Below are 17,322 nucleotides of genomic sequence, written 5' to 3' on the forward strand. Positions count from 1 at the left end.
TGCACGGATCAAGATGCTGGAAATTGGCGCGGGCACCGGGGCGACCACGGTCAGCATTCTGGACAAGCTGACGCCCTATCAGGACCGGATCGCCGAATATTGCTACACCGATCTGTCCAAGGCATTCCTGTTCCATGCGGAAAATATCTACGCGCCGCGCGCGCCGTACCTGGTCACCCGCATCTTCAACGTCGAGCAGCCGCTTGCGCAGCAACAAGTTGAACCCGGCAGCTACGATGTGGTGATTGCCGCCAACGTGATCCATGCCACCAAGAACATCCGCAACGCCGTACGCAACGCCAAGGCAGTGCTGCGCAAGGGCGGCATGCTGCTGCTTAATGAAATCAGCGATAAATCGGTCTCCGGCCACCTGACCTTCGGCCTGCTGGACGGCTGGTGGCTCAACGAGGACGACGAGGTCAGGATTCCCGGCTCGCCGGGCCTGTACCCTGACTCCTGGAAAATGGTGCTGGAGGAAGAAGGCTTTTACTCAGTGCAGTTCCCGTGCAGCGAAGGGCACGCGGCAGGCCAGCAGATCATCATGGCTTTTAGCGACGGCGTCGTGCGTCAGCGTCCCGTGGTCAAGGTGCCGGTTGACAGCGCCAAGACCGTAGCGCCGCGCCTGGCCTCGGTGAGCGTAAACAGCGGCGATCTGCTCAGGGACAAAACAGTGCAGTTCTGCAAGCAGGTGATCGGCAAGGCGCTCAAGATCGCCAGCCACGATATCGATGCAAGCGAGCCGCTGGAAAGCTACGGCATCGATTCAATCATCATCGGGCTGGTCAACCAGGAGCTGCAGAAGCATTTCGACGAGATCGGCAGCACGGTGCTGTACGAGTTCCAGACGGTCGATGCGCTGGCGGCCCACCTGATCGACACCCAGCTGGAGAAGCTGGAAGGCCTGTTCGAGGTCGACCGTTCCACTCCTGCACCTGCACCTGTGGCTGTGCGCACCACCGCGCCAGTCGCCGGTGATGACGTCTTGCGGGCCAAAACTGTCCAGTTCTGCCAGCAATTGTTCGGAAAAGCGCTCAACATCCACCGTCAGCTCATCGATCCGGAGCAATCGCTGGAAAACTACGGCATCGACTCCGTGTCGGTCAGCATCGTCAACCAGCAGTTGCAGAAGCATTTTGGCGACGTCGGCAGCACCTTGCTCTACCAGTTCCAGACAGTGCACGCGCTGGCCGGGCATCTGGTGGAGACGCAGCGGGCGGCGCTGGAACGGATGCTCGCGCTGGAACGTTCGGCGCCGCAGGCAACGTTGCCTTTGACACGGGCCGTGCGCGGCAGGTCGCGTGGCGTGGCTCCGGTCAACCACAACCCAGGCCAGCAGAAAGCAATCGCCATCATCGGAATCAGCGGCATGTATCCAGGCGCGCACAACCTGGAGCAATTCTGGGACAACTTGAAAGCCGGCAAGGATTCCATCAGCGACATCCCTGAAAAACGCTGGTCGATGGCCGGTTTCTTCGAGCCGGACGAACACAAGGCGGTCGAGCAAGGCAAGAGCTACTGCAAACGCGGCGGCTTCATCGACCGGTTCGCAGAATTCGATACCCTGTTCTTCGGCATTCCGCCGCGCGAAGCGCTGAACATGGACCCGCAGGAACGCCTTTTCATGCAGGCATCGTGGGGCGCAATGGAGAATGCCGCCTACACCCGCAGCGTGTTCAAGCGCAAATTCAAGGGCAGGGTAGGCGTATTCGCTGGCATCACCCGGGCTGGATACAGTCTGTACCGCAACACCGCGCAAAGTGACGACAAGTTCTGGCCGCGTACGTCGTTCAGCTCGGTCGCCAACCGCCTGTCGTATTTCATGGACCTGAACGGTCCGAGCTTGCCGGTTGACACCATGTGCTCGTCGTCCCTGACGGCGATTCACGAGGCTTGCAAGCACATCAACGACGGCGATTGCGACCTGGCGTTTGCCGGCGGCGTGAATCTGTACCTGCATCCAACCAGCTACGTGGACATGTCGTCCCAGCACATGTTGTCGAAAGATGGGCTGTGCAAGAGCTTTGGCGAGGCGGGCAACGGCTTCGTGCCGGGCGAGGGCGTCGGCGTGGTGCTGCTCAAGTCGCTGGACCAGGCGGTGCGCGACAAGGACATCATTCATGGCGTGATTTTGTCGACGCATGTGAACCACGGCGGCAAAACCAACGGTTTTACGGTGCCCAACCCGGTTGCCCAGGCCGAGCTGGTGCGCATCGCGATCGACAAGGCTGGCATCAGCGCGCGCGACATCAGCTACATCGAAGCGCATGGCACGGGCACGGAACTGGGCGACCCTATTGAAATCGCCGGCTTGCAGCAGGCGTTTGCGAAAGACACGCAGGATAGGGGCTACTGCCTGGTCGGTTCGGCCAAGTCGAATATCGGCCATCTGGAGGCGGCAGCCGGCATCGCCGGGTTGACCAAGGTGCTGCTGCAGTTGAAGCACGAGCAGGTCGCGCCATCCCTGCATTCCTCCAGCCTGAATCCGCACATCCGCTTCGAGAAGACGCCGTTCCAGGTGAATCAGGCGTTGACGGCTTGGGAGCGGCCGCTGGTAGATGGCAAGGTCAAGCCGCGTATCGCCGGCATTTCGTCCTTCGGGGCCGGCGGGGCCAACGCCCACGTGATCGTGCAGGAATACCAGCCGGCCCGCAGTGCGGCGGCGGTGCGCAATCCGGACGACGCGGTGATCGTTCCGCTGTCGGCCAAGAGCGCGGAACAACTCCGCCAAAAGGCCAGCGAATTGCGCGACTTCCTGCGCACATCCGCTGCCGGCGTCGACCTGGGCGCGGTCGCTTACACCCTGCAGGTCGGGCGCGAGCCGATGGAAATGCGGGTTGGCTTCGTGGTAAGCAGCGTCGATCAGCTGGTAGCCAATCTCGCAGCATACGTCGATGGCGACGACGATATCGACGGTTCGTGCCGCGGCCAGGTCCAGCGCAACAACGATGGCCTGAGCAGCTTCATTCACGACGAAGACATCAGCGAAGCAATCGACAAATGGATAGCACGTCAAAAGTTCTCGAAGCTGCTGGAACTGTGGGCCAAGGGCATGGATCTCGACTGGAACAGGCTCCATGGCGCAATCACGCCGGACCGCATGCAGCTACCGACCTATCCGTTCGCGCAGGACGAATACTGGCTCGACAGCCCGGTCCTGCGCCGTCCGGTGACCGTGGTGACGAAGGCCGAGCGCACGCCTGCTGCCAATGCAAGTCTGCGGCTGATCGAAGACCTCATCGACCGGATCGACGAATCGTCGCTCGACGCCACCCAGGGCGCCCAACTATTGAGAAAGCTCGTGTAAGCCCTCTGCGACCCAAAAAAAGCTCACCCAATCAAACTAGCGCCGCTCCCGCGAGAAAGTGCAAAAACAATGATCGACTTTATCGAGTATGTTGTTTCGGAACTGAAGAACAGAAGGCTGTCGAAAGAAAATGCGGTCAATTTGATCAGGCAGTTCTCCGGGAATGCGGTCATTTCCGGTGGTGCGGCAACGCTGCACCCGCTGCTGCACCGGAATATCTCGGATATGTATCAGCAGTGCTACCGCTCGTCGTTCACCGGAGCGGAGTTTTTCCTGAGCGATCATCAGGTGCTCGCTGATGGTGGCGCCGCGCTTCGCGTGCTCCCCGGCGTCGCGTATCTGGAAATGGCACGGGCAGCGCTTGTCGACGCCATGTCGGACGCAGGCCAGGTTGTTTTGAGCGATGTGGTGTGGGTGAAGCCACTGGTCGTGAGCGCGCGAACGGACGTCTGCCTTGCGCTGTCGTCAGGCGCGGAAGCGATCGAGTTCGAGATCTTCAGCGAAGAAGCCGACGGTGAAGAAGTGCTGCATTGTCGCGGCATGGCCAAGTTTGACAGCGACCGCACGAACGAGCGGCTCGATGTGAATGCGCTCACCGCGCGCATGACCGCCGGCCAGCTTGACGCCGACGTTGTCTATCCCGCCTACCGCGCCATGGGAATGCAGTTCGGGCCGGCGCATCAGGCGGTGAGCAAGGTTTATCGCGGCGACAGGGAAGTCGTGGCCCGTTTGAACCTGCCTGCATCGGTTGCGGGCACGCTGGGAGCCTATGAGCTGCATCCCAGCCTGGTGGACGGCGCGCTGCAGGCAGCCATCGGCTTGCTGGGCGACCTGCGCGTCCTGCCCAGCCATCCATCGCTGCCGTTCGCGCTGGAATCGGTACGGGTTCTGTCGGCGTGCAAGCAGGAGACGGTGGCGTGGATACGGCATGCGCAAGGCACTGGCGCGAACGACAAGGTCACCAAGCTCGATATCGACCTGTGCGACGCCGCCGGTAACGTGTGCGTTCAGCTCAGGGGCTTTTCATCGCGGACCTTGAGCGTGCGGCCGGATGCGCGTCGCCAGCAGGTCGGGCTGGTGCTCGCCAATCCGGTGTGGACGGCCAGCCCGCGTGGCGATGCGCGCGCTGGCACCTCCCAGCGCCATGTCCTGTTTTGCGATCTCGCTGCGGCCGCAATTCCGGATGCGCATGTGCACCACGTGACAGCGCCACATGGCGACATGGCGCAACGCTACACCGATCTGGCGCTCGGCTGCTTCGACGTGGTCCGCGACATCATCGCGAACAGAATCCCGGCTGGCGTCTTTATTCAGCTGGTGGTGCCCGATGCGGCGGAAGCGAACCTGCTGATTGGCCTGTCCGGGCTGTTGAAGTCCGCCGCGCTGGAGCACCCGGACGTCAAGGGGCAGCTTTTGCTCGTCGATGCGCTTGCGGCACAAGAAATCCATGCCGAGCCGGCACACGATGCCGTCGTCCGCTACCGAAACACGGTGCGCGAAGTGATGGGCTGGGAAGAGCTGCACGACGTCGCAGGCACGCCGGCCATCGGCTTCAAGGAAGGTGGCGTCTATCTGATTACAGGCGGCCTGGGTGGACTGGGTAGCCTGTTTGCGCAGGAAATCGTGCGCCAGACGGTGGGGGCGAAGGTCATCCTGACCGGCCGTTCGGAGTGGTCGCAGGATGTGCAGGGCAAGCTGAACGCGCTGTCCGGTGAAGGCCGCGTTGAATACCGCACCCTCGATCTGGGGCAGGCGGCCCAGGTGCGGCAGCTGGTGGCCGACATCGTCGCCACGCACGGCCAGCTCAATGGCATCATCCACAGCGCCGGCATGATCGCCGACAGCTTGATCGTCAAGAAAACGCGTGACGAATTCGCGCACGTGCTTGCGCCCAAGGTGACTGGTGCGGTCAACCTCGATGCGGCCAGCCAGGACGTGGACCTGGACTTCATGGCGCTGTTTTCATCCGGCGCATCGGTGATGGGCAATGTGGGACAGGCCGACTACGCGGTCGCGAACGGCTTCCTGGACCAGTTTGCGGATCACCGCAACCGGCTCGCCGCTGCCGGGCAGCGCAAGGGCAAGACGATTGCCGTCAACTGGCCACTGTGGGCGGAAGGCGGCATGCGCATGCCGCAGCACGACCAGGATGCAATGCGCGAGCACACCGGCATGCACCCGATGCAGACCCAGACCGGTATGCGCGCGTTCTTGCGCTGCCTGGAAGGGCAGCAGCAGACGGTGGTAATCGAAGGCGATGTAGAAAAAATCAGGAACGTCCTGTTCGAACAGGCACCGTTGGCGCTTGAGCAGGCGGCGCCCGTCGTTGCGCAGCCGGCCGGAAATCTGCACGAGCAGACGCGCGACTATCTTCGCAAGCAGTTCGCCGAGCTGTTCAAGCTCCCTTACAGCAAGGTCGACCCGCGCGCGGCGCTGGAAAAGTACGGAATCGACTCGATTCTGTCGATGGACCTCACCCGGCAGCTGGAAAAAACGTTTGGATCGCTGTCCAAGACGCTGTTCTTCGAGCACCAGACCATCGACGAACTGACCGAATACTTCGTGCGCACCCAGGCATCCACGCTGGCGGCGCTGTTCTCGGTGGCCGAACCTGAGCGGGTAGCCGCTCCCCCGGCAATGCCGGTGGCGAACGCCACGCCGCGCAAGCGGGCAGGCCGCGGCATCGCCCCGGCGACTCCGGGCGCGCGCCACGACGAGCCGATTGCCATCGTCGGTTTGAGCGGACGCTATCCCGAATCAGCCGACCTGGAAGCGTTCTGGCGCAATCTGCGCGATGGCAAGGACTGCATCGTCGAGGTGCCGAAGGAACGATGGGACTGGCGCGATTACTACAGCAAAGACCGCACCGCCGAAGGCTGCCATTACAGCAAATGGGGTGGCTTCATCAGCGGCGTGGACGAATTCGATCCACTGTTCTTCAACATTCCACCGGTCGACGCCGAAATGATCGACCCGCAGGAGCGCCTGTTCCTGCAGCATACCTGGATGGCGATCGAAGACGCCGGCTACACCCGCGCCACGCTCAAGACCGCGCAGAAGGAAGATCAGACCGGCCAGGTCGGCGTGTATGTGGGCGTGATGTACGGCGAATACCAGCTGTTCGGCGCGGAAGCGAGCCTGCAGGGTGCCCGCGTGGGTGTGCCGGTCAGTTACGCCAGCGTCGCCAACCGGGTGTCGTACATCCTCAACCTGCACGGTCCGAGCATGACCTTGGACACGATGTGTTCATCCTCGCTGACCGCGATTCATCTTGCGTGCCAGGACCTGAAGCAGGGCCGCACCCACCTGGCCATCGCCGGCGGCGTGAACGTATCGATCCACCCCAACAAATACCTGATCCTCAGCGCCGGGCAGTTCATCTCCAGCGATGGCCATTGCCAGAGTTTCGGCGAGGGCGGCGACGGCTACATTCCTGGCGAAGGCGTGGGCGCGGTCGTCCTCAAGCGCTTGTCGGATGCTGAACGCGACGGCAATCATATCTATGGCGTGATCAAGGGCAGCGCGCTCAATCACGGCGGCAAAACCAACGGCTACTCCGTGCCGAACCCCAAGGCGCAGGCCAGCGTTATCGGCCTGGCGCTGAAGGAATACGGCATCGATGCGCGCCATGTCAGCTACATCGAAGCGCACGGTACCGGCACCAAGCTGGGTGATCCGATCGAAATCGCCGCATTGAGCCAGGTCTTCGGCGAGTACACCAAGGACCGCCAGTTCTGCGCCATCGGTTCAGCCAAATCGAATATCGGCCACTGCGAATCGGCCGCCGGCATTGCCGGCCTGACCAAGGTACTGCTGCAGATGAAGCATCGGATGATCGTGCCGTCGCTGCATTCGTCGGTTTTGAATCCGTACATCGATTTCGAGGCGTCGCCATTCGTCGTCAACCAGACCTTGCGCGCATGGGACCAGCCGGAAGTCGATGGCAAGCGGGTGCCGCGGATCGCGGGCATCTCGTCATTCGGCGCCGGTGGCTCGAACGCGCACCTGATCATCGAGGAATACGCCGCCGTTAAAGCGGTGGCAGCGCAACAGGGCAGGGTGGTGATCGTTCTGTCGGCCCGCACGCAGACGCAGTTGAAGCGCAAGGCGAGCGACCTGCTGGACTTCATCGAGCGGCAGGACAATGTGCCCGATCTGGACGCGATGGCGTACACGCTGCAAGTCGGGCGCGAAGTCATGGATATGCGGCTGGCGGTTGTGGTGGACTCGGTTGCGCAGCTGGCCGAAAAACTGGCCGCGTTCGGCCGCGACGAAGACGGCATCGACCAGTTCTACCTCGGCCAGGCCGACAAGGAAAAAGACAGCATGTCCGTCCTCAGTCAGGACGATGACATGATGGAGACCATCGCCAAGTGGATCGCTCGCAGAAAGCTGCCGAAACTGGCCGAGCTCTGGGTCAACAGCCTGGAAATCGACTGGCGCCAACTGCACACCGGGCACAAGCCGGTGTTGATCAGCCTTCCAGCGTACCCGTTTGCCAAAGACCGCTACTGGATCAGCCGCCTGGCCGCAACGCGCCGTTCCGGTGGGGCCGCGCCACTGCATCCGCTCGTGCACGCGAATACATCGGACTTTTTCGAACAAAGCTACAGCGCCCGGTTCAGCGGCGACGAGTTTTTCCTGGCCGATCACCGTATCGGCGCCACACGGCAGAAAATCCTGCCCGGCGTCGCCTACCTGGAAATGGTGCGCGCAGCGGTTGCCATGGCAGTGCCGGCCGGCGCGCAGGCGCGGCAACTGCAGATCAACAACGTCGCGTGGATGCAGCCGATTGTCGTTGACGGCAATCGGGAGGTGACAGTCGCGCTGGCGCCGCGTGGCGATAGCGTCATCGATTTCGAGGTGCACACCGGCGACGGTGTCACGCATTGCCAGGGACAGGTCGTGCTGTCGGATGCGTCCGACGCCGAGCGGATCGACCTGAACGCCGTCCGAGCTGGGATGAACCTCGGTGAGCTGAGCGCCGATGCGGCTTACGGCGCCTTCAAGGCAATGGGCATTCACTACGGACCATCGTTCCGCTGCATCACGGCGCTCGCGCGCGGCGACGGCCAGGTGCTGGCCGAGCTGACCTTGCAGGGCGATGCGGATGCATTCGTGCTCCATCCCGGCATGTTTGACAGCGCCTTGCAGGCTGCCATCGGCCTGGTTACCGATATCGATAAGCTGCCCAGGCAGCCGGAGGTGCCGTTTGCGCTCGATGCCATCGTCGTACATGCGCCATTTGCGGCGCGCATGTTCGCCTGGGTGCGCCGCGCCGGCGAGAAGATCGACATCGATCTGTGTGAGCAGGATGGCACCCTGTGCGCCCGCCTGACAGGCCTGGCGTCGCGCACGATGCAGGAGATTGAGGTCGGCACCCTGATCGCCGTGCCGCGCTGGGAAGCCGTCGGCGCCGCCGATGGCGTGGTCGATTATGGCCGTCACGTGGTGTTGCTGTGCGATCTGGATCATCTCGATCCCGCTCGCATGCCGGGCATCGAAGCACGGCATCTGGCAGCCGATGCCACGCAAGATGCCGCCGCGCGCTACAGCGAGGTGGCCGTCGCCTGTTTCGAGCAGGTGCAAGCGATGCTCAAGACAGCGTCGCACGAGAAGATGCTGTTCCAGCTCGTGATTGGCTGCGAGGCTGGCGACAGCTTGCTGGCCGGGCTGTCCGGCCTGATCGACACGGCACGGCTGGAAAATCCCAACCTGATCGGTCAGGTGATCCTGACGGAACGCCATGTCGGCGAGACGGTGCTGGTGGCGCAGCTGCGCGAATCGATGCTGCGTTCGGGCGAGTCCTTGCTCAGGCATGCAGGCAGCTTGCAAACCGCGCTGCGCTGGACGGAGCAGGACGCTGGCGCCGCCGATGTGGTGTTCAAGGACGATGGCGTATATCTGATCACGGGCGGAATGGGCGGGCTTGGCTTGCTGTTTGCGCGCGAAATCATCGAGAAGGCCGCCAATGCTGTCGTCGTCCTTACCGGCCGCGCGGCCGATCATGCCTTGCCGATGCCGGCCGGACGCGTGGTGTACCGCCAGCTGGACCTGAACCAGCTGGATCAGGTCCGTTCGCTCGTTGCCGGTATCGTCAGCGAGTTCGGTGCGCTGAACGGCATTATCCACAGCGCCGGCATGACACGCGACAGCTTCATCATCAATAAGACCGCCGCCGACTTCGCGCAAGTGCTCGCCCCCAAGGTTGCCGGCACAGTCAACCTGGATGCCGCCACCAGGCACTTGAACCTCGATTTCATGGTGCTGTTCTCGTCCCTCGCCTCGGCGATGGGCAATGCGGGCCAGGCCGACTATGCCGCCGCGAACGGCTTCATGGACCAATTCGCCGCGCAGCGCAAGAAGACCATGTCCATCAACTGGCCGCTCTGGCAAGACGGCGGCATGCAGCTCGACGCCGACAGCTTGACCATGCTGGCCAAAGCATCGGGCATGCTGCCATTGACTAGCGCCAGTGGCATGCAGGCGTTCTACCGCAGCCTGGCGCTCGGCACGTCGCGGGCGCTGGTGATCGAAGGTCATCTGAGCCGCTTGCGCCGCGCGCTTGAGCATCGTCATGCGCCGGCAGCGGTCGAGGTGCCGACCGCAATCCCGAGCGGCGAAACCGGCGGCTTGCTGGAAAACGCCCAGCGGTATCTCGTCAATGAATTCGCCGGCCTGCTGAAAATGCCATCGCACGAAGTGGACCCGAAGGCACCGCTGGAGCAATACGGCATGGATTCCGTGCTGGCGATGAAGCTGACCAATCAGCTGGAGCGCACCTTCGGCTCCTTGTCCAAGACGCTGTTCTTCGAATACCAGACCATTGCGCGCCTGGCTGGGTATCTGGTCAAGGCGTTCCCGAACGTGCTGACGGCGAAAACCGGTGGGCAGGCCGACGCGCACGTTCCCGCCGCGATCCACATTCCGGCGCCGGCACGCAGCAAGATGCGTTTCGCCGAGGCCGCCCCAAAAATCACCGAAGTCGCCATCGTCGGCGTTGGCGGGCGTTACCCGCTGGCCAAGGACTTGCGCGAGTACTGGCAAAACCTGAAAGCGGGCCGCGACTGTATCACCGAGATTCCCGAAGACCGCTGGGATCACGCGCCGTTCTACACGACCGAGCGCAACCAGCCGGGCAAGGCCTACAGCAAATGGGGCGGCTTCATCGACGGCGTCGATCAGTTCGATGCGCTGTTCTTCAACATCTCACCCAAGGAAGCGGAGCTGATCGATCCGCAGGAACGCCTGTTCATCGAAACCGTGTGGGAAACGATCGAAGACGCCGGCTACAGCAAGGATGCAATCGCCCGCAACCGGGTCGGCGTGTACGTCGGCGTGATGTGGGGGCAATATGAACTGTACGGCGCCGCAGCTGGGGCCGCCGGTTCGCCAAGTTCCTCGTTTGCCTCGATTGCCAACCGCGTGTCGTATTTCTTCAACTTCCAGGGGCCGAGCCTGGCGCTCGATACGATGTGCTCGTCGTCCTTGACCGCAATTCACCTTGCCACGGAAGAAGTGCGCAAGGGCGGCATCGATGTTGCCATCGCCGGCGGGGTCAACGTATCGATCCATCCTAGCAAGTACCTCAGCCTCAGCCAAGGCAACTTTGCCTCCACCGACGGCCGCTGCCGCAGTTTTGGCGACGGCGGCGACGGTTATGTGCCGGGCGAGGGCGTGGGCGCGGTGCTGCTCAAGCCGCTGGACAAGGCGATTGCCGATGGCGACCAGATTTACGCCATCGTGAAATCGAGCGCCATCAACCACGGTGGCAAGACCAACGGCTACACCGTGCCGAATCCGGTCGCGCAGTCTGAATTGATTCGGGAGGCGCTCAACAAGGCCAACATCGACCCTGCCACGATCTCGTACATCGAAACCCACGGCACGGGAACGTCGCTGGGCGACCCGATCGAAGTGACCGGCCTGGTGCAGGCGTTCGATGGTACGGGCCGGCCGGTGGGCAAGCAGGCGTGCCCGATTGGATCGGTCAAGTCGAACATCGGACACCTGGAATCGGCCGCCGGCATCGCCGCCGTGACCAAAGTGCTGCTGCAAATGAAGCACGACCAGCTGGTGCCGTCGCTGCATGCGGAGCGCCTCAATCCGCATATCGACTTTCCGAACACGCCGTTCTACGTGCAGACCGCGTTGCAGGAGTGGAAGCGCCCGGACAACCGTCCGCGCCGCGTCGGGGTGAGCTCGTTCGGTGCCGGTGGTTCGAACGCACACCTGATTCTGGAAGACTTTGTGGACACGCGCGCGGCTGCGCAGCGGCAAGACCGACCGCACGCGTTTGTGATGTCGGCGCGCAATCGTGATGGGCTGCTCGCCTACGCCGATACGATGATCGCCTTCTTGGGCGATGCCGATGATCTCGCCTTGGCCGACATGGCATTCACGTCGCAGCTTGGCCGCACGGCGATGCAGGAGCGCCTGGCCATTGTTGTCAGCAGCAAAACGGAACTCAAGGAGAAGCTGCTGCAATGGCGCCAGCACGGCACGGCGGACGATGTGTGGGAAGGCAGCACCAAGCGCGAGCGTGCATCGGCGCACGAACACATCGCTGCCCAGTGGGTCAGCGGCGTGGACGTCGATTGGGCTCAGCTGTACCGGGCGGAGCGGCCGCAGCGCGTGTCGCTGCCGACTTACCCGTTTGCCCGCGAGCGCTTCTGGATTGCTGCCGGCACGGCGCCGGTTCAGCCACTTCGCAAGCAATTATTGCATTACCGCACCGAATGGCGGGCGGCGCAGCCGGTTGTCGCAGGCGATACGGCAGGTCCGCTGCTGGTTGTGGGCGCTGACGCGGCGCTGTTCGCTCAGCTTGAGCGCCTGCATCCGGGCGCAACGCAGGACACAAGCATCCTGCCAGCCGCAATTGTTCACTTCGCGGACGCGGCGGGCAGCCTTGAGAACGGCATTTTCGCGATGCATGCGCTGTGCCAGGCCATCTTGAAACAAAAGCCGGCAAGCGCAATCAGGATTGTGTCGGTACGCACAGGTGACGCGTCTGCCGCGCAACATCGTGGCATTGCCGGGTATCTGAAAAGCCTGGCGATGGAAAATCCCGCATTCTCGTGGAAAACCATCAGTATTGATGATGACGTTGCGCGCATTGTCTGCGAAGAATTGCGCGATGCACACTGGCGCGCTGGCGAAGTGCGCTACCGTGGTGCGCACCGCGAGGTACGGGAACTGGTGCGTTCGCCTGCTATTGCAGCCGGCAAGGCCAGTACCGTCATCAAGCAGAACGGCGTGTACATTATCAGCGGCGGCATGGGCGGGCTGGGAGAGCTGTTCAGCCAGTATCTGCTCAAGCAATATGGCGCGAAACTGGTGCTCACCGGACGGTCCGCGCTTGATGCCGCACAGCGCATGAGCGACAACGTGATCTACGTCCAGGCAGATATTGCGGACCGCAAGCAAGCGGATGCGGTCGTTCGGGAAGCCAAGACCCGCTTCGGACGCATCAACGGCGTCATCCACAGCGCGGGGATTCACCGTGACGCGTTCGTGCTGAACAAGACGCGTGCCGAGATGGAAGCCGTGTTCGCAGCCAAGGTCAGCGGCACGATCAATCTCGATCTCGCGACAAGAAATGAGGACCTGGACCTGTTCGTCACGTTCTCGTCCGTGGCCGGGGCGCTCGGCAACGTCGGGCAGGCCGACTATGCCTTCGCCAACGCCTTCATGGATGGCTACGCGGAGCAGCGCCAGGGCCCGGGAAAATCGCTGTCGATCAACTGGCCGCTGTGGCAGGACGGCGGCATGCAATTGTCGCCGGGCGATGTGGCGCTGATGGAAGAGCGCTCGGGGCTGTCTCCCTTGCCCTCCAACGCCGGCATCGGCTTCTTCGAGTCGGCGTTGCAGGCGGGCGAAGCGCAAGCGATTGCGCTGTATGGTGATGCCGCCAGAATCGATGCTTACCTGGCGCGCGGTAAAACACCGTCCGTGCGGGTTCTGGCAGCGAACATGGACGCCCAGCCTTTGCGCGAAGCGACCGAGCACTACCTCAAAACCCTGCTGGGCGAGCAGATCAAGCTCTCGGTCGAGCGCATCGATGCCCAGGAACGCTTCGAATCGTTCGGTGTGGACTCGATGATGATCAGCCGAATCAACGCCGATCTGGAGCGCGACCTGGGCGAGTTGCCCAAAACGCTGTTCTACGAATACGCAACCATCGAAGAGCTGGCCGGCTATCTCGTCCAGCAGGCGCAGCCGGCATTGCTGCAGCGATTCGACGTCGCCCCGGTCGCGCCGGTAATAATCCAAGCGGCGCCTCTGCCTGCCGCACCCGTTGCCAGCCCCCTGGCGGAGGATGCCGGCGCGATTGCCATCATCGGCGTCAACGGCCAGTTCCCGCAGTCCGCCACCCTGGCCGCATTCTGGGAGAACCTGAGCGCCGGGCGCGACCTGATCGAACCGGTCCCGTCAAGCCGCTGGGATGTGGACGCATTCTTCAACGCCGACCCGGCCACTGCCCAGGATGGCAAGATTTACTGCACCTCCGGAGGTTTCCTGGACGATTTCGACAAGTTCGACGCCGCCTTCTTCAGCGTATCGCCGGATGACGCGCGCATGATCGATCCACAGGAGCGCATGTTCATCCAGTCGGTGTGGGGCGCGGTCGAGGATGCCGGCTACACCCGCGACAGCCTTAAAAAACGCCATCCGAAGGCAAAAAGCGCCGATGTGGGCGTCTTCGTGGGCGTGACCACCAACTCCTACCACCTGCTGACCGCCGACGAATGGAGCCGAGGCAACATGGTGAACCCGGCTGCGCTGCCGTGGTCGATTGCCAATCGGGTTTCCTACTTCTTCGATTTCCAGGGGCCAAGCATGCCGGTCGACACCGCGTGCTCGTCCGCCCTGGTGGCGATCCACCTCGCTTGCGAAAGCCTGAAGCGCAAGGACTGCCAGGTTGCAGTGGCCGGCGGCGTCAATCTGTACCTGCACCCGGCCAAGTACCAGTCGCTGTGCCGCAAGCGCATGCTGGCGGTGGACGGCAAATGCCGCAGCTTCGGCGATGGCGACGACGGTTTTATTCCGGGCGAGGGCGTGGGCGCGTTCGTGCTCAAGCCGCTGGCCCGCGCGGTCGCCGACAACGACTATATATATGGTGTGGTCGCCGCCAGCGCGTACGAGCATAGCGGCCGATCGAACGGCTACGCGGCGCCGAACCCGAATTCGCAAGCCGCGCTGATCGAGCAAGTGATGAACAAGGCGGGCATTACTCCCGATCAGATCGGCTACGTGGAGGGCCATGGCACGGGCACCAAGCTGGGCGATAGCCTGGAAGTGCTGTCGATGACGCAAGCGTTCCGCAAGCGCACCCAGAACAAGGGATTTTGCCCGTTGGGCTCGGTGAAGGCGAACGTCGGACACGCGGAATCTGCGGCCGGAATCGCCGGCGTGGCAAAGATCCTGCTGCAGTTCAAGCATCGGCAGATTGCCCCGACGATTCATTCCGACGTCGTCAATCCGAATATCGATTTCGCCAACTCGCCGTTCTATTTGCAGCATGCGCTGGCACCGTGGACGACAAAAGATGGCCAGGCGCGCCGCGCATTGATCAATTCCTTCGGCGCGGGCGGCGTGAATGCCTGCCTGATTCTCGAAGAGTACCAGCGGCCTGCCGGCGACCCGGCTTGCGCAGGAAAGGATGGCTATCTGGTGGTGCTGTCGGCGCGCGACGAGGCGCGCCTGAAAGAGCGGGCAGCCCAGTTGCGCGACTATTTGACGACGGAACGCGACATCGATCTGGCCGCTCTGTCATACACCTTGCAGGTCGGACGCGAGGCGATGGATGAGCGGCTGGCAATGGTCGTCGCCAACGCGGGGGAACTGTTGAACGGTTTGTCTGGCTATATCGCCGGCAATGCTCCTTCGACCATCAGTCTGATGACCCTGGAGCCGCACCGCAAGAAAAAAGGCCCCAATCAGGAAGAACGCGGCCGCACCAAGGCGCTGTTCGACAATGGCGACATGGCAGCACTGATGGCCATGTGGACAGAAGGCCGGATCATCGAGTGGGAAGATTTCTACCGTGCCGAGCGCCCGGTCCGCCTGCCGCTGCCGAGCTATCCGTTTGCAAAAGAACGATATTGGGTCTCGGACACGTCGGGCGTCGCTACGTCGGGCGTCGCCAAGCCCGCGGCGGCCGCAGCGCCAGCCGCCCAGCTGCACCCGCTGGTTTCCAGCAACGCATCGACCTTGAGGGAAGTCAGCTTCGCGTCCAGCTTGTCTGGCGACGAATTCTACGGCCGCGACCATCAAGTCCACGGCGAGCGCTTCTTCCCAGGCGCTGGCTTTCTGGAACTTGCCTGCGTAACCGGCACCATCGCCGGTGAAGATTCGGTCGTCCGGATCGAAGACATCGTCTGGGTGCAGCCGCTCAAGCTCGGCAAGGATGCGCAGCAGGTCAAGACCTTCCTCAAGGCCATCGGCAGCAGCACCGAGTTCGTGATCGTCTCGTTCGATGACGACAACGAGCGGGTGGTGCATGCGGAAGGGCGCATGTCGCATGGCCCGGCCAGCAGGCACGTCGATGGCGAGGCGCCGGCGTATTCGATCCCCCAGCTCAAGCAACGCGCCGGCAAGACGGTGCATGGCGCGGACTGCTACAGCCAGCTTGCCAGCGCCGGCTTCCACTACGGTCCGTGTTTCCAGACCATCCAGGAATTGCACATCGGTAGCGATTTCGTGCTGTCCCGGCTGCAATTGGCTGACGAGTTGCGGGCCAGCTTCGACCAGTACATTTTGCATCCAAGCATTATCGACGGTGCCCTGCAAACCGTGGTCGGCATGGCCGCCGGCGAAACGCCGGACACGCCGTACCTGCCATTTGCACTGGACGATGTGGAGATGCTGCGGCCGCTGCCGGAGACGTGCTACGCCTACGTCGAACATGCCGGCACGGCGCACGCCGCCAACCAGGACATCAAGCAATTTAACATTTTCCTGCTGAGCGAAAGCGGCGACGTGCTCGTCAAACTCAACAACTTCTCCCTGCGCGCGCTACCCAAAATGCATGCCGCACAGAGCGCCGGCACCAGCAGTTTGGTGCTGCCGGAGTAGGTGATATGCATGATGCATAAATTAACATTTCGGTTTGACAACGAGATTCGAAGCATGTTTTGATCGGCTCAGATAGTCACGAAAAGTAACAATACGCGCGCTCGTGGATCGACTGCGGCGCTGTCAAATTCCCCGTACGCCGCTTCGGCGGCGCGCGGGGCACAGGGGACGATGGTGGATAAGTTTCGGGCAATGGATGACGATCCGGCAGGCAACGACGGCGACGCGCTGGCGCCGTGCGTGTTCCTGATCAAGGTCGCGCGTCAGATGATGAAGAACAACAATTATCTGATCGTCGACCCGGCCACGCACCAGGCCGTGCTGGTCGATCCTGCCTGGCAGATCGATGCCATTCACACGATGCTCGCCAACACCCAGTCGACCCTGCGCGGCATTTTGCTCACGCATGCGCATCCCGACCACATCGACCTGGCAAAGCCGCTGGCGGACTTTTACAACTGCCCGATCTGGATGTCTCGGGAAGAAATTGCCGCCTCGGGCTTCAGCGCGCGGCAACTGATCGCCATCGACGAAACGCCGTGGCGGGTGGGCGAGATGCGCATCGAACCGATCCTGACGCCGGGCCACACACCCGGTTGCGTCTGCTACCTGATCGGCGACCATTTGTTCACGGGCGATGTGCTGTTCGCCGAAGGCTGCGGCATCTGCAACGGCGTCGACGCCGCCCACGCCATGTTCGACAGCCTGAAACGCCTCAAGTTCCGCCTGCGCCCGGAAACCCGGATTTACCCCGGCCACACCTACGCGCGGCCGCCGGGTCAGCGTTTCGCGGATGTTCTTAGCTACAACATGTACCTGCATTTCGCCGACAAGCACAGCTTTGCCGCCTTTCGTTTGAGGAAGGGGCAGAGCGCGCGCAAATTGTTGGATTTTGTTTAAGTGGACTTTGTTTAGCCCGGGATACCGACGTATCCCCATCA

Annotated in this window: 3 protein-coding genes (1 of these 3 running past the window's edge); all 3 read left to right on the plus strand. The window is 62.5% G+C overall.

The features are described 5' to 3' along the window. A protein-coding gene (locus CR152_RS21585) for an SDR family NAD(P)-dependent oxidoreductase (protein ID WP_099878356.1) crosses the window boundary here: on the plus strand, positions 1-3,304 show its final stretch. It extends 10,862 nt beyond the left edge of the window; the window shows 3,304 of its 14,166 coding nt (coding positions 10,863-14,166); its start codon lies off the left edge, out of view; its stop codon occupies positions 3,302-3,304. A 69-nt stretch (positions 3,305-3,373) separates the two neighbouring features. Continuing rightward, positions 3,374-16,381, plus strand: a complete 13,008-nt coding sequence (locus CR152_RS21590) for an SDR family NAD(P)-dependent oxidoreductase (protein WP_099878360.1) — start codon at positions 3,374-3,376, stop codon at positions 16,379-16,381. 192 nt (positions 16,382-16,573) lie between these two features. Continuing rightward, positions 16,574-17,281 carry an MBL fold metallo-hydrolase gene (locus CR152_RS21595; protein WP_099878363.1) on the plus strand — a complete coding sequence of 236 codons (708 nt, stop codon included), beginning with the start codon at positions 16,574-16,576 and terminating at the stop codon, positions 17,279-17,281. Positions 17,282-17,322: the final 41 nt, after the last annotated feature.

Origin of the sequence: Massilia violaceinigra, assembly GCF_002752675.1 — a bacterium.
GTDB lineage: Bacteria > Pseudomonadota > Gammaproteobacteria > Burkholderiales > Burkholderiaceae_D > Telluria_A > Telluria_A violaceinigra.

What these genes read in the sequence shown, in the direction of transcription:
- CR152_RS21590 (WP_099878360.1), top strand. Translation starts at nt 3,374, where the DNA reads ATGATCGACTTTATCGAGTATGTTGTTTCGGAACTGAAGAACAGAAGG.
- CR152_RS21595 (WP_099878363.1), top strand. Translation starts at nt 16,574, where the DNA reads ATGGATGACGATCCGGCAGGCAACGACGGCGACGCGCTGGCGCCGTGC.